Origin of the sequence: Melittangium boletus DSM 14713 (assembly GCF_002305855.1) — a bacterium.
In the GTDB taxonomy this organism is placed as follows: domain Bacteria; phylum Myxococcota; class Myxococcia; order Myxococcales; family Myxococcaceae; genus Cystobacter; species Cystobacter boletus.
Genome location: NZ_CP022163.1, coordinates 86,521 through 100,213, shown reverse-complemented (window position 1 = coordinate 100,213; position 13,693 = coordinate 86,521). Strand labels below are relative to the sequence as shown.

14 protein-coding genes are annotated in these 13,693 nt (G+C 68.8%); all 14 read left to right on the top strand.

Annotated features, from left to right (window positions below; genetic code table 11):
- Positions 1–71 precede the first annotated feature (71 nt).
- Complete coding sequence (locus MEBOL_RS00435) at positions 72–416, top strand: hypothetical protein (RefSeq protein ID WP_095975568.1); 345 nt, start codon at positions 72–74, stop codon at positions 414–416.
- On the top strand, positions 413–1,159 hold the full coding sequence (locus MEBOL_RS00430) for a lytic transglycosylase domain-containing protein (protein ID WP_425437595.1): 747 nt from the start codon (positions 413–415) through the stop codon (positions 1,157–1,159). Before MEBOL_RS00435 ends, MEBOL_RS00430 begins: the two co-directional genes overlap by 4 nt.
- A 107-nt stretch (positions 1,160–1,266) precedes the next feature.
- The gene (locus tag MEBOL_RS00425) at positions 1,267–1,932 is read left to right on the top strand and encodes a hypothetical protein (protein ID WP_095975567.1); all 666 of its coding nucleotides are present in this window, start codon (positions 1,267–1,269) and stop codon (positions 1,930–1,932) included.
- Between the two features lie 20 nt (positions 1,933–1,952).
- A complete protein-coding gene (locus tag MEBOL_RS00420) occupies positions 1,953–2,420 on the top strand; it encodes a social motility and stimulation tgl protein (protein ID WP_095975566.1) in 468 nt (155 codons plus the stop codon).
- A 28-nt stretch (positions 2,421–2,448) separates the two neighbouring features.
- Positions 2,449–3,198 (top strand): social motility TPR repeat lipoprotein Tgl, encoded by a 750-nt coding sequence (gene tgl, locus MEBOL_RS00415; protein ID WP_095975565.1) that lies wholly within the window; start codon positions 2,449–2,451, stop codon positions 3,196–3,198.
- 18 nt (positions 3,199–3,216) lie between these two features.
- The gene (locus MEBOL_RS00410) at positions 3,217–3,609 is read left to right on the top strand and encodes a helix-turn-helix domain-containing protein (RefSeq protein WP_095975564.1); all 393 of its coding nucleotides are present in this window, start codon (positions 3,217–3,219) and stop codon (positions 3,607–3,609) included.
- 9 nt (positions 3,610–3,618) lie between these two features.
- Entirely contained in the window at positions 3,619–4,353 is a 735-nt protein-coding gene (recO, locus tag MEBOL_RS00405; RefSeq protein ID WP_095975563.1) for a DNA repair protein RecO, read from the top strand.
- 25 nt (positions 4,354–4,378) lie between these two features.
- Positions 4,379–5,365 carry a carbohydrate kinase family protein gene (locus MEBOL_RS00400; protein WP_095975562.1) on the top strand — a complete coding sequence of 329 codons (987 nt, stop codon included), beginning with the start codon at positions 4,379–4,381 and terminating at the stop codon, positions 5,363–5,365.
- An 81-nt stretch (positions 5,366–5,446) separates the two neighbouring features.
- Positions 5,447–6,433, top strand: a complete 987-nt coding sequence (glyQ, locus tag MEBOL_RS00395; protein WP_095975561.1) for a glycine--tRNA ligase subunit alpha — start codon at positions 5,447–5,449, stop codon at positions 6,431–6,433.
- Positions 6,423–8,522 carry a glycine--tRNA ligase subunit beta gene (gene glyS / locus MEBOL_RS00390; RefSeq protein WP_095975560.1) on the top strand — a complete coding sequence of 700 codons (2,100 nt, stop codon included), beginning with the start codon at positions 6,423–6,425 and terminating at the stop codon, positions 8,520–8,522. The genes glyQ and glyS overlap by 11 nt, the downstream gene beginning before the upstream one ends.
- A 120-nt stretch (positions 8,523–8,642) precedes the next feature.
- Positions 8,643–10,043: a YncE family protein gene (locus MEBOL_RS00385; RefSeq protein ID WP_095975559.1), complete on the top strand. Its 1,401-nt coding sequence runs from the start codon at positions 8,643–8,645 to the stop codon at positions 10,041–10,043.
- Positions 10,040–12,043, top strand: coding sequence for a hypothetical protein (locus MEBOL_RS00380; protein WP_095975558.1), 2,004 nt, complete (start codon positions 10,040–10,042; stop codon positions 12,041–12,043). Before MEBOL_RS00385 ends, MEBOL_RS00380 begins: the two co-directional genes overlap by 4 nt.
- Before the next feature lie 63 nt (positions 12,044–12,106).
- Positions 12,107–13,015: an FHA domain-containing protein gene (locus MEBOL_RS00375; RefSeq protein ID WP_095975557.1), complete on the top strand. Its 909-nt coding sequence runs from the start codon at positions 12,107–12,109 to the stop codon at positions 13,013–13,015.
- Between the two features lie 120 nt (positions 13,016–13,135).
- Positions 13,136–13,672: an A24 family peptidase gene (locus MEBOL_RS00370; protein WP_095975556.1), complete on the top strand. Its 537-nt coding sequence runs from the start codon at positions 13,136–13,138 to the stop codon at positions 13,670–13,672.
- The last annotated feature ends 21 nt before the right edge of the window (positions 13,673–13,693 follow it).

Here is a 13,693-nt window from a genome sequence, read left to right as displayed (position 1 = left end):
TGTTAGCCCCGATCGTCCCTTACCCCCGCCGTCCTGGCCTTGGGCTGGGATGGCCATGCTGGAGACACCCCATGGACAAGTCGGAGATCTCGCAGAAGCATCCCCTGTCGGAGACCTTCGAGCGGGTCTGGAGCCAGGCCTTGCTGGCCGTATCTACCGCCGAGGACGAGGCGACCCGATGTGCCCAGCGCGTGGCCGATCTGGCCGGCTGGAGCCAGGACGAGGTGGTCCGCCAGGGCCGTCTATTGACGGACCGGTTGACGGGACACCGCAAGGATCTGGAGCACAACGTGGAGGAGGGGGTCCGGCGCGCGCTGATCCACTTCAAGATTCCGCGCCGCGATGAGATGCAGGACATCGAGACCCGGCTGCTCCGGCTGGCCGAGCGGATCGACGCGATGGGGCAGCGGAAGTGAGCCCCATCCCCTCTGTCCCCAGGCGAAGGGGGGAGGGGTTGTTCCGGCTCCTGCACGCTCTGGGTGCGGGATGCGGAAAGTTGCCTTTGGTCGCGGGCGTGGCCCTGGTGTTGTCCGCCCGGGCCGTGCCGCTCTTCGCGCCGCCGGAGCTTCCGCGGCTCGCCGAGCCATCCCGTTTCGAGGAGGCGTCTCCCGACGCGACGCTCATCGACGCGGTGCTGGCCAAGCGGGCTCCGGAATTGGGTCTCACGCTGCGGCGGCAGATCGTCCAGGCCATCGCCGAGGAGGCGGGACGGGCGGGATATGATCCCCTGCTCATCCTCGCGCTCATCGACGTGGAGTCGGACTTCGCGGAAGAGGCCATCTCCGAGAAGGGCGCGCGGGGTCTGATGCAGATCAAGCCCAGCACGCTTCACTTCCTCGCGGAGAAGGAAGGCCTGCGCCTGTCCCGCGAGGAAGTGGCCGCGGATCCCGCGTTGGGGGTGCGTCTGGGCATCCGGTATCTGCGTGCGCTCAATGAGCGCTTCGGGGACCTGGATCTGGCGCTCATGGCCTACAACGCCGGCCCCACGCGCATCTGGCAGGCGAAGAAGGCGGGCGAGCTGGACACGTTCCGCCGCTACCCGCGCCTGGTGCGGCGGGACTTCAAACGCTTCCGGGAGGGCGAGGGATTGGGTGGTGATTGGGCCCTGGCGCAGCGCGAGGGTCTGGTGGAGGGCGCGCCCGAGGAAAAGACGCCCTGAGCCGAGGGCGCCGGGATTTTCCCGGAGCGCTCAGGAGTCAGGAGCGGCGCGCTTGTCCGCTCCGGGCGGGTGCGCTATCGCTCGTATCCTGGAGGAGTCCGCCCCCCATGCGCCGCGTCATCTCCGTTCTCGTTTTCCTGGCCCTGCTGCCGGTCACGGCCGCCGCCTCGGTGTTCCTCAACGGAGTGCGCATCGATGGCTTGACGAACCAGACCTTCGAGAAGGTCTCCTCCGTCCGCATCGACGAGCAGGGCAACGTCCACATCCAGGCCCCGGGCTACTCCGTCAAGATGGCGCCTGCCTCCGCGCCCGCCCCGGCTCCGGTGGTTCCCGCCACGCCCCCCGCGCCTCCCACGCCCGCTCCGGTGGCGACCCCCCCGCCCGCGCCCGCGCCAGTGGACTCGGCGTCGGCCCGTCTCACGAAGCGCTATTGGCTGGTGACCGAGCAGTCCGTGACGGGGATGTCGGGGTTCGACATCGACCTGTTCATCAACTCCGTCTGGGTGCGCAAGCTGCGCAACGGCGAGGAGCAGGTCATCACCGAGCTCACGCGCTACCTCAAGCCGGGAAAGAACACCCTGCTGTTCATGGCGCACAAAGTGGCGTCCCCGCCGCGACGGAGCGAATCTGCCCAGCACGTGTTCAAGGTCATCATCGGCGAGGGCAACGAGGGCGGCGGCAAGGTGATGATCGACAGTCCGCTCATCCGCTTCCAGCGCTCCTCGGCGGAGGCGGAGGACGTGTCCGAGGAGTTTTCCCTCATCACGCGCTAGCGTGGGGATGGCCGCCCAACGTGTTCTTCATCGACGAGAGGTTCCGAGGTCTGCCGGCGAGCCGGGAGCAGGTGCTGGTGTTGCACCAGTCCATCAACTCGCCCCATCTGGCCATTCCCTCCAAGCCAGCGGGGCCCGCGCAGGCGTTCGTGCTGGGGCTGCGTGGCGCGGGGGGCTTCGCCGTCTTCATCTACCTGTTCCTCTCCGAGGCCCAGGATTGTGCCGTCTACGTGCCGGGCCGGCGTGGCACGAGCACCGAGGACTACCAGCACGACGAGGCCGAGGCGCTCGCCTTCGTGGAGTCCATGGGCTTCATGATGGACAACACGAACTTCCACGGGCTGCCCGTGGACCAACAGGATGAGCTGTTGAAGACCTTGCCCCTCTTCTACAAGGACCCCAAGCTGGCGCCGGGCGCCGCGAAGAGCCGGGCCGAGGGGAAGCGGACGGCCTCGACGAACCTGGGCCGGCTGCTGGCTTCCTTCTGAACTCCCAACCGTGACGAGATCCCCCTCCATGCTCCGTCGTTCATCCACCGCCTGGCTCCTCGCGCTCCTGCTGGTGGGCTGCAAGCACGTGCCCACCGAGAAGGAGCGCCAGAGCGCCGAGATCCACTACGAGCTGGCCCTGCAGGCCCAGAAGCTGGGCCACTCGATGGATGCCTACAAGGAGCTCCAGAAGGCACTGGAGATGAATCCGGACTACCCGGAGGCGCACAACGTCATCGCCATCCTCCTGCACCTGGCCTTCAACCGGCCGGATGAGGCCATCCCGCACTACCAGAAGGCCCTGGAGCTCCGGCCGACCTTCTCCGAGGCCAAGACGAACCTGGCCAACGTGTACCTGTCCCAGGCGCGCTACGACGAGGCCATCCAGCTGTACGGAGAAGCCCTCAACGACATGCTCTACCCCACGCCCTACATCGCCCAGGGCAACCTGGGTTGGGCGCTGTACAAGAAGGGCGACACGGAACTTGGAGTGCAGAACATCAAGGCCGCGGTGACGACGAACCCCAACTTCTGCCTGGGCTACCGCAACCTGGGAACCATCTTCGAGGAAACGGGCAAGGTTTCCGAGGCATGTCGCTACCTGACCCGCTATCGTGAGGCCTGTCCGGACGTGGCGGATGCCTACCTGCGCGAGGGCGCCTGCCAGGTGAAGCAAGGCAAGGTGGAGGAGGCGCGCAAGAGCTTCACCACCTGTGAGGAAAAGGCGACGCACGCCGTCCTCAAGGAAGACTGCCACCGGTTGCTCGAGGCTTTGTAATCAGAGGGTGCCCTCCCCGTGGACCACGTCGAATTTGGCAAATACCTGTCCCAGCAGCGTGAGCTGCGCGGCATGTCCCGCGACGAAGTGTCGCGGGTGACGAAGATTTCCCCGAGCCTCATCGCCGCCCTCGAGGAGGGCCAGGTGGAGCGGCTGCCCACACGCGTCTTCGTCGTCAACTACATCCGCTCCTACGCCACGGTCATCGGGCTCGCGCCCGAGGACGCCTTGTTGCGCTACGAGGAGGTGAGCAAGGCGACCCCCGAGCTCAGTCCCGTGGCCCTGGAGCGCGAGCGGCGTCGGCGCGCCTGGGTGGTGCTCGCGGTGCTGCTCCTGCTGGTGCTGCTCGGCGTGGGGGCGTACGTGGCCCTGGTCGTGAACGGGAAGATGCCCGCCCCCCTCCCGGGTTGAAGAACATCCATGGAGCGTTTCACTGACGAGGCCCTGGTCCTCTCCACCGTCGACTACGGAGAGTCCGACCGGCTCGTGACGCTCCTCACTCGCGAACACGGCAAGCTGACGGCCTTCGCCGCGGGCGCCCGCAAGAGCAAGCGGCGCTTCGCCGGCGCGCTGGAGCCCTACATGCGGCTGCGCGTGCAGCTCGTGGAGACCCGCGGCTCCACGGTGCGTTTGGACTCGGCCGACATCGTGGCGGGCTACTACGGCGCGCGCGCGGATCTCTCCCTCATCGCCCGGGCGCTCTACGCGGTGGAGCTGTGCCGCGAGCTGACGCGCGATCACGAGCCCCACCCGGAGCTCTTCGAGTTGCTGGAGTCCTACCTCCAGAAGCTCGAGGCCAAGGAAGCGGGTCCCACGTCGCTTCTGGCCTTCGAGTTGTCGGCGCTGGCGCACGCGGGCCTCATGCCCCGCTTCGACTCGTGTTCGCTGTGCGGTGGCGCCTTGGGGGCCCACCCCCGCTTCGACCAGGCCCACGGCGGCGCCGTGTGCGAGTCGTGCGCGCTCCGGGCCCGGGATGCCGTGGCCGTTCCCTCGGAGCTGCTGTCCGGTCTGCGCGCCCTCCAGGAAGGCGAGCGCACGCCGCTGCCTCCGGAGTTGAGGGCCCGGGCCCGAGGGCTGCTCAACGTCTTCATCGCCCATCACATCGGCCGCCGCCTCAAGAGCGTGGACTTCATGGCCCAGGTGGGACTGGACTGACACGGCGGTTGCTGGGAGGTGGCGCATGGACGTGGTGTGCGTGGGCGAGTGTTTGGTGGACTTCCTGCCGGAGCGCTCCGGCCAGCGCGTCCGGGACGTGACGGCCTGGACGCCCGGTATCGGGGGCTCGCTGGCCAATGTCGCCGTGGGCGTGGCGCGGCTGGGCGGCCGCTCGGCCTGTGTGGGCGTGGTCGGCGAGGACGAGTTCGGCCACCTCCTGCGCGAGCGCCTCGCCGCCGAAGGGGTGGACGTGAGCCACCTGCGCCAGACGGAGGAGGGCCGCACGGGCCTCGTCTTCATCTCGCTCGACGCCCGGGGCGAGCGCAGCTTCTGCTACTTCCGCACCCGCTCGGCCGAATTCCTCCTGGACGAGCGCGACGTGGATCTCGACTTCCTCGCGCGCGCGGGCGTCGTGCACCTGGGCACCAACTCGCTCAAGTTGCCCGCGGCCCGCTCGGCGATGCTCCGAATCGCGGACGCCGTGCGAGGGGCGGGGCGCATCGTGAGTTGCGATCCCAATCTCCGCCTCCATGCCTGGGAGGAGCCCGAGGTCCTGCGTGAACTGCTCGGGAACCTGTTGCCTCGCTGCACGGTGGTGAAGCTGTCCGAGGAAGAGGTGGCATTCGCCACGGGCCAGGATGGACCCGAGGCGGCGCTGCGCTGGCTGGCGGGGCGGGGGATTCTGCTGCCCGTGGTGACCCTGGGCGAGGCGGGCGCCGTCTTCCTCTGGCGGGGTGAGGTGGTCCGGGTGGAGGCCCCCCATGTGCGCGTGTTGGACACCACTGGAGCGGGGGATGGCTTCACCTCGGGCTTCCTCCGGGGCCTCTCGCGGCGCTACGCGAACGCGGCGGCGTTGGCCGACGCCTCGCGCGAGGACCTGACCGCGTTGGCCCGGTTCGCGTGTGCCGTGGGCTCCCGGGTGGTGGAACACCTCGGCGCCGTGACGGGCCTGCCGAGGAGAGAGGAAATCGCTTCCGAGATGCCCGCGTGGCTCCGGAACCCGGTCTCCTAGTGCGCGCGAGGGTGGGTATCTCACGGAGCGCGCGGGCCGTTCTTGACGCCTCCTGGACCCCGTCACTAGGGTCCGCGCGCCATGTACTTCCAGGATCTGATCCTCACGCTCCAGAACCACTGGGCCAAGCAGGGGTGCATCATCACCCAGCCCTATGATCTCGAGGTGGGCGCGGGCACCATGCACCCGTCCACCTTCCTCCGCGCCCTGGGTCCCGAGCCCTGGAACGTGGCCTACGTGCAGCCCTCGCGGCGCCCCGCCGACGGCCGCTTCGGTGAGAACCCCAACCGCCTGTTCCAGCACCACCAGTTCCAGGTCATCCTCAAGCCCGCGCCCAAGAACGTCCAGCAGCTCTACCTGGACTCGCTGCGCGCGATCGGCATGGACCCGCTCGACCACGACATCCGCTTCGTGGAGGACGACTGGGAGTCGCCCACGCTGGGCGCCTGGGGCCTGGGCTGGGAGGTGTGGTGTGACGGCATGGAGGTCACCCAGTTCACCTACTTCCAGCAGTGTGGTGGCTTCGAGTGCCGGCCCGTGTCGGCGGAGCTGACGTACGGCCTCGAGCGCATGACCATGTACCTGCAGAATGTCGAGAACGTCTACGACATCGAGTGGGTCAAGGGCGTGAAGTACCGCGAGATCTTCCACGCGAACGAGGTGGAGATGAGCCGCTACGCGCTCCAGGAGTCGGACGCGCAGATGCTCTTCGCCCTGTTCGACTCCTACGAGAAGGAGTGCAAGCGCCTCATTGAGCGCGAGCTGCCGCTGCCCGCGTACGACTACGCGCTCAAGTGCTCGCATGCGTTCAACCTGCTGGATGCGCGGGGCGCCATCTCGGTGACCGAGCGCGCCAACTTCATCAAGCGCGTGCGCGACAACGCGCGCCTGTGCGCCGAGGGCTACCTCAAGATGCGCGAGAAGCTGGGCTACCCGCTGCTCAAGACGCCCTGGACGGTGGGTGAACAGCCCCCGGTGCTCGAGGGCAAGCCGGCCAGCGACTACTGGAAGACGGTGACGTTCAACAAGCCCGAGCAGGCCCAGCAGGAGGTGTCCCGTGGCAAGTGATCTGCTGCTGGAGATCGGCGCCGAGGAGATTCCCGCCTCGTTCGTGCTGCCCGCGCTCGAGGACCTCAAGCGCGTCATCACCGAGCGCGCCGCCGAGGCGCGGCTCAAGCACGGCGAGGTGCGCACGTATGGCACGCCGCGCCGGCTCGCGGTGTGGGTGAAGGACGTGGCGGAGCGGGGCGAGGACATCACCCGCGAGGTGTTGGGGCCCAGCGCCAAGGCGGGCTTCGACAAGGACGGCAAGCCCACCAAGGCGGCGGAGAAGTTCGCCGAGAGCCAGAAGTTGCCGGTGGAGTCCCTGCTGCGCGTGCAGACGCCCAAGGGCGAGTACCTGGGCGCCAAGGTGGAGGAGAAGGGCCGCCCGGCGGCGGATCTCCTCAAGGACATCCTCCACGCGGCGGTGCACGGCATCAACTTCCGCAAGACGATGCGCTGGGGCGACGTGGACCAGGCCTTCGCGCGGCCCGTGCAGTGGGTGGTGGCGCTGCTCGGCAACGAGGTGCTGCCGGTGGTGCTCGGTGACGTGAAGAGCGGCCGGACGACCTACGGCCACCGCTTCCTGTCGCCCGCGGCGATCGAGCTCTCCCAGCCCTCGGACTACGAGCGGGCCCTGGAGAAGGCGAACGTGGTGCCGGACTTCGGCAAGCGCCGCGCCGCGGTGCTCGAGCGGGTGCGCGCGGCGGCGGTGCAGGCGGGCGGCAAGCTCATGGAGGACGAGTCGCTGGTGGATCAGGTGACCAACCTCGTGGAGCTGCCCAATCCCGTGGTCGGCGGCTTCGAGGAGCGGCACCTGGACCTGCCCCCCGAGGTGCTGGTGCAGGAGATGAAGAGCCACCAGCGCTACTTCTCCATCCTGGATGGCCAGGGCAAGCTGATGCCGCGCTTCATCGCCGTGTCCAACACGCCGGTGCGTGACGTGAAGCTGTCCCTGCGGGGCTACGAGCGCGTGTTGCGCGCGCGTCTGGCGGACGGCCGCTTCTTCTTCGACGAGGATCGCAAGACGCCGCTCGAGGCCCGTACGGGCAAGCTCGCGCGCGTGGTGTGGCAGGGGCAGCTCGGCAGCTACGCCGACAAGGTGGAGCGCTTCCGCGCGCTGGCGGTGAAGCTGGCGGGGTGGACGGGCCATGGCGAGCTGACGAGCACCCTCGAGCGCGCCTCCACCCTGGCCAAGGCGGACCTCGTCACCGGCATGGTGGGCGAGTTCCCCGAACTGCAAGGCGTGATGGGCCGGGAGTATGCCCGCGCGAGCGGTGAGCCCGAGCCCGTGGCCCTGGCCATCTTCGAGCACTACCTGCCGCGCACGGCGGAGGACTCGCTGCCCACCCAGGACGCGGGGGCCCTCATCGGGCTCGCGGACCGGTTGGACACGCTCTGCGGCATCTTCGCCATCGGCAAGGGACCCAGTGGCGCGGCGGACCCGTTCGCCCTGCGGCGCGCGTGTCTGTCCACCATCCGCATCGTCCTCGATCGGGGCTACCGCTTCTCGCTCTCCCAGGCGGTGGACGCGGCGCTGGAACAGCTCGCGCCGAAGCTCGCCAACGTCAAGCGCAAGGCCGGCGAGCCCGCACCGCGCGAGCAGGTGCTCGACTTCTTCCGCGGCCGCCTCAAGGCCCTGTGGACGGAGCAGTACCGCACGGACCTGGTGGAGGCGGTGCTGTCCGCCGGCTACGACGACCTGGTGTCCGCCCACAAGCGCTTGCAGGCGCTCGCCAGCATCGTGGGCCAGGCGGACTTCGCGCCCCTGGCGGTGGCCTTCAAGCGCGTGGTCAACATCGTCGAGAAGCAGGGCAAGGACGTGAGCCGTGGAGCCGTCTCCTCCGACCGGCTCACCGACGACGCCGAGCGCCAGCTGCACGCGGCCTTCGTCCAGGCCCGTGGCCGCGTGGGGGATCGGGTCAAGGCGGATGACTTCTCCGGAGCCCTCAAGGAGATCACCAGCCTCAAGCCCACCGTGGACACCTTCTTCGACAAGGTGATGGTGATGGCCGAGGACAAGGAGCTGCGTGAGAACCGCATCCGGCTGTTGACGGAGATCGGCACGCTGTTCAACCAGGTGGCGGACTTCTCGAAGATTCAGTCCGAGGCCTGAGCTCGCCAGGAAGGAGAGGGTGGATCCGCGTGGGGCGTGTCCACGCGGGTCGGGAATTCTCCGGCCCCTTTGTAGTTGCCCGGCGGGAGGGGGGTTTCTAGACTCCGCCCCCCTTCCGACATGCGCCCCCTCCTCCTCAGTCTCGCGCTGCTCCCCATCGCGTGCTCCGAAGCCGAGCCGCGACCTCCTCCCACCGATCGCTTCGTCTTCCCGAGCGGCATCCACCACCGCTCCGTGGAGGGCTCGACGAACGGTGTGCTCTATGTATCGAGCGCCAACTTCGATCGGTGCTTCGATCAGGGCACCGTGATGGCGGTCGATCTGGATCAGGTGGGCGTGGAGGGCAACCGCCTGCCGCCCATCGCCTCGGCGTCAGCTCCCGCGGCGCCGGTGGAGACGATCACCCAGCTCAACGTGGCGCCGGAATCCCGTGTCTTCATCCAGAGCTACGCGGGCGAGCTCGCCTTCTGGGAGCGCCTGGACGCGCCGCCGCGCATCTTCGTGACGGCGCGCGCGGAGGGCGACTACCTCCACTACATCGACGTGCCGGAACCGACGAAGCTGTCCTGCGTGGGGAGCTCGAGCGACAATTGCCTCGAGGGGGCCGTATCGCTCACCTCGCTTCCGGGTCAGGTGAAGGATCTGCCGCGCGCGCCCGCGCCCTTCGGAGTGTCCGTGGGCGAGGAGGGCGATGTCTGGGTGACCCACCTGAGCGCCGCGGACTCGCCCGCCCGTTCCGCTGGCACCCAGGGCTCCACGTACGAGTCCTACGTGGTGCGCCTGGCGGGTGACTCACCTGGAGTCTCGACCTCGGATTTCTTCCCGCTGTCCCTTCCTGACCTTCCCCAGGGAGGCAGCAACTCGGTCATCAGTGACACGCGCTACGTGCTGATCTCCGGCCGGTTCCAGGGAAACCCCGCGGAGGCGCGGCGCTTCCTGCTGCGCGTGGTGGACAAGAGCAACCCGAGCCGCGTCATCGATCCGGGCCTGGACCTGAGCTTCGCCGCGAACGATGCGCGCGGCCTCGCGCTGACCGAGGGCGCCACGCCGGATTCGCCCCGGCGGCTCTACATGGCCGTGCGTTCGCCGGACTCGCTGCTGATCGTGAACGCGGAAGGGCTCAGCACGGATTCGCCTCGGCTCACCGTGGTGGGCTCGGCCCCCCTGCCCAATGGACCCACCGAGGTGCGGCTGGTGAAGCGCGACTCGGGCAGCGACCTCGTGCTGGTGTCGTGCAGCGACGCGGGCGTGGTGGCCGTCTATGATCCAGACGTGGGGCAGGTCGTGGCGCAGGTGGCGGTGGGCCAGGTGCAGGGCGCCAGGTCGCCCCAGCCCTTCGGCCTCGCCGTGCGCAAGCAGGGCAACGCGGCGCGTGTCTTCGTCAGCAACTTCGGGGATGGGCGCATCTCGGTGATCGACATTCCGGACCTCTCCAGTCCGCAACAGGCCCGGCTGGTGGCCTATCTCGGCGCCCGTCAGGACGAGGGTCAGTCCGCGACGTGCACGGAGGTGCAGCAGTGAAGCGGTTCATCGTGTCATGGATGTTGGGCATGGGCGTGCTGTGGTGCTCCTGCACCCAGGAGTCCCAGTCCCTGCTGTCCGCGGGATTGCAGGGCACGTACGATCTGTCCCTGGTCAACGACCAGCTCTTCGTCACGTCGTCGGACCGCAACGAGCTGCGCGTGCTCGAGCTCAAGCAGGACGCGGTGCTGCGCCGCTTCGCGCGCGCGCCCAATCCGCTCGAGCCACTCGCCATTCCGGTCCTTCCCCGGCCCCAGGCGCTCACCCATGACCTGCGCTACGACGAGAACGGCTCCGAGCAGCCCGGTCCGTACGTGTTCGCGCGCAGCAGTGGCTCGACGCTCGTCTCCGTGGTGTCAGTGGCATCGTTGCGCGAGGTGGCGCGGCTGGACACCGTGAAGATCACCGAGGCCCTGGCGGAGCGCTCCGTCGGCCCGGTGACGGCCATCGCGGCGCTGGCCCCGGCGGGGGAGGGCGAGCCGAGCACGCTCTTCTTCGCCACCCAGGAGACCACCGGCCCTCGGCTTTGGCGGGTCCGGTTGCCCTCGACGCCCGAGGCACTGGAGTCCTTCGAGGGTCCCTTCGACGTGAAGGGCTTCGGTCCGGTGGGCACGCCGCTGGCGGCCAATGAGGCCGTGGGCTCCCTGCTGGCGCTGCCGTCGGGGCGGCTCGCGGTGTCCACCCTTCGGGGTCAGGCCCTCACGCCGGGCCGGAGCTTCACGCTCGACCCCGAGGCAACCGCGGCGGAGCAGGAGCTGAACTTCGGCGGAGGCCAGGTGCTCAAGCTCTTCACCCATGAGCGCATCGCCGAAGCGGAGGGCCGGGCGGGGTTGAGCGAGGGGGCGCGAATCTTCGGCCTGCTGGACCCCTCCAACTGTGCCGCGCCTCCGTGCGCGTCGGGGGTCCTCGCGGTGGAGTCCACCACGGGCGAGGTGGCCAAGGACTCCTCGGGCTCGCCCATGTTGCCCATCAACGCGGGTTCCGGTTTGCCCATGGGCCTGTCTCTCTCCAAGGACACGAAGCTGACCGTCCAGAGTGGGGAGTCCCGGGACATCACGCTGCCGCTGTTGGGCATCGTGCCGCTGTCCACCGGAGGCATCCTCTTCTTCGACGCCCTGAACCTCATCCAGATCAACACGGGCGCGATCTGGGCGAGCGGCCAACAGCCGAACACGGCCACGGCCACGCTTTCGCTCGTCGATGTCGTGGGCAATGTCACGGATGCCTCGTCGGACCTCACCTTCACGGGCACCTTCGGCACCACCCGGGATGAGAGCTACGTGCTGACCTACCAGGGCACGTTCGCGGGCATGAGCGCGCTGGAGCGGGATCCGGCGAGCCCGACCTTCCAGGTCCCCGTGCTGCTGGACGAGGAGCAGCAGCCCGCCGTGCGGCCGGGCGATCGGATCGTCCTGTTGGCCGACGTCGCGGGACAACAGCCCTGTGGCACGGACGTGACGGTGCGGGACATCCAGCGCGGAAGCCCGAGCGCGGCCTCGGACGTGCTGGTGCCCGAGGAGGCACTTCCCGAGGCGTGTGCCGGCTACCCGTACTTCCAGGTCCGGGCCGCCGGAACCCAGCCGCTCGTGCTCTCGGGACCCGGCGAGGCCTTCATCCGGCGCCTGGGGACGGGGGACGTCTTCTCGCGCTCCAAGTCCTACTTCTTCCACCCTCCGGGTTATGCGGGGCAGACGGAGGACACGGCGGTGAGCATCCGGGTGCTGCGCAACCTCGAGGACACCAATCGGCCCCTGGCCCGGGGGGCTCGCTTCGTGGTGACCACCGCGTCCCACTACTTCCCGTATCTCATCACCGTGGACATCGCCACGTACCTCGATCTGCAGAGCTTCCGGTTGCCCGGACCCGTGGTGCGGGCGAAGGTGGGGGACTCGGACTACGCCTATATTGTCTACCCCTCGGCCAACGGCGTCCTGCAGGTGTCCCTCACCAGCCTGCTGGTGGGCGTGGCCAACGGGCAGGGTTTGTTCACGTATCGGTGATTTCGCGTCTCCGGACGGCCTCTGCTATCGTCCGGAGCTCCTGGCTTTAGTGAGTCAAGACTGATGATTGACCAGAACTCCCGCCCCGCCCGCAAGATCGGCATCGCCGACCATCTGTGGGACACCTACGAAGAGATGGCCCAGCAGATGGGCTCGGATCGTGACGCGCTCATCAATCAGGCGCTGTTCATGTTCGCGCGCCTCAACGGCTTCATCGAGGCGCGCCCGTTGCGGTCCGACGACGCGGGGGCTCCGGCCACCAGCGCGCCCCCGGTGCGTCCGGCCGCCTCGGCTCCGGCCTCCAAGTCCTCGGCGCCCGTGCTGCAGCCCGTGAGCGGAGGGGTGTCCGCCAAGTCGCCTCCGCCGCCTCGGGACGACACGCCGCCGCCCGCTCCTCCTCCGTCCCGGGCCGCCCCCCGCGTCGAGGAGCGGCCCCCCTCCAACAACCTGGACAACGATCCGGCCCGCCGCGAGGTGGCCGAGCGCGTGTTGGAGACCGCCGCCGAGCTCGAGCGCCTCATCAAGGGCAAGAGCAACGAGCCGCGCGAGGAGCTCGACGAGGAGCCCCTGCCGGACGACGGGGATGACGCCGGTCTGGGTCTGGCCCCCGAGGACGAGCCGCTGCCCGAGGACGAGCCGCTGCCCGAGGACGAGCCGCCTCCCGAGGACGAGCCCCTGGACGAGCCGGGGGTGACGGGCCTGTTGCTGTCCATGGACAGCGCGGAGCCGCAGACCATCACCAAGGAGCGCTTCGTCATCGGCCGCGGCAAGCACTGCGACCTGGTCATCAACTCGGGCAAGGTGTCGCGCGAGCACGCCGTCATCGCCCGCGAGGGTGACGACTTCTTCATCGAGGACCTGGGCTCCTCCAACGGCACCTGGTTCAACAAGCAGCGCATCAAGCGCCGCAAGGTCGAGGACGGGGACGAGTACTTCATCTGCAGTGAGCGGGTCCGCCTCACCTACGTGTGAGCGGCAGGACCGTCTCTTCAGGGAGTGAGGCTGTTGTCTAATTGACGGACAACGGCCCTCCCTGATTTAGTTCCCGCGCTCCGCTCCTTCCCCCTCGGGAGGGCGAGCAGCCCTGGATTGATGACCTCCTCTCACATCGCGCTCTGGTGCGTGCTGGGCGTAGCGCTGGTGATCTCGGTGGCCACGGATGTGGCGCGCCGCCAGATCCTCGACGTCGTCACCTATCCGTTGATGGCCGTGGCGCTGGGGGTGCGGCTGTGGAACGAGGGGGTGGGGTCGCTGGAGACGGGGTTGGTGAGTGGGGCGATCTCGGGACTGGGGCTGGCGCTGCTGCTGGTGCCCGGTGCGGTGCGGGGACGGATGGGGTGGGGTGACGTGAAATTGATGGCGGGCGTGGGCGCGGTGCTGGGCTTTCCGGCGGTGATGGCGGCCGCGGCCTTCATCTCCCTGGTGGGCGCGCTGCAAGCGGTGGTGGCGCTGCTGTGGCACGGCGCCGTCTGGGAGACGCTGGGTGGCCAGCTGCGACGCTGGGCCGTGCGGGTTCGCCTGATGCAAGAAGACGCGGCGGACGTACCTCAGCGCCACATCCCGTATGGGGTGGCCATCGCGCTGGGAACTTTCTGGGCCATGTGGTGGCAACACGACAGATTGGGGTAGTTCAGATGCAACGCGAAGGGA

What these genes read in the sequence shown, in the direction of transcription:
- MEBOL_RS00435 (WP_095975568.1), top strand. Translation starts at nt 72, where the DNA reads ATGGACAAGTCGGAGATCTCGCAGAAGCATCCCCTGTCGGAGACCTTC.
- MEBOL_RS00425 (WP_095975567.1), top strand. Translation starts at nt 1,267, where the DNA reads ATGCGCCGCGTCATCTCCGTTCTCGTTTTCCTGGCCCTGCTGCCGGTC.
- tgl (WP_095975565.1), top strand. Translation starts at nt 2,449, where the DNA reads ATGCTCCGTCGTTCATCCACCGCCTGGCTCCTCGCGCTCCTGCTGGTG.
- recO (WP_095975563.1), top strand. Translation starts at nt 3,619, where the DNA reads ATGGAGCGTTTCACTGACGAGGCCCTGGTCCTCTCCACCGTCGACTAC.
- MEBOL_RS00400 (WP_095975562.1), top strand. Translation starts at nt 4,379, where the DNA reads ATGGACGTGGTGTGCGTGGGCGAGTGTTTGGTGGACTTCCTGCCGGAG.
- glyQ (WP_095975561.1), top strand. Translation starts at nt 5,447, where the DNA reads ATGTACTTCCAGGATCTGATCCTCACGCTCCAGAACCACTGGGCCAAG.
- MEBOL_RS00385 (WP_095975559.1), top strand. Translation starts at nt 8,643, where the DNA reads ATGCGCCCCCTCCTCCTCAGTCTCGCGCTGCTCCCCATCGCGTGCTCC.
- MEBOL_RS00375 (WP_095975557.1), top strand. Translation starts at nt 12,107, where the DNA reads ATGATTGACCAGAACTCCCGCCCCGCCCGCAAGATCGGCATCGCCGAC.
- MEBOL_RS00370 (WP_095975556.1), top strand. Translation starts at nt 13,136, where the DNA reads ATGACCTCCTCTCACATCGCGCTCTGGTGCGTGCTGGGCGTAGCGCTG.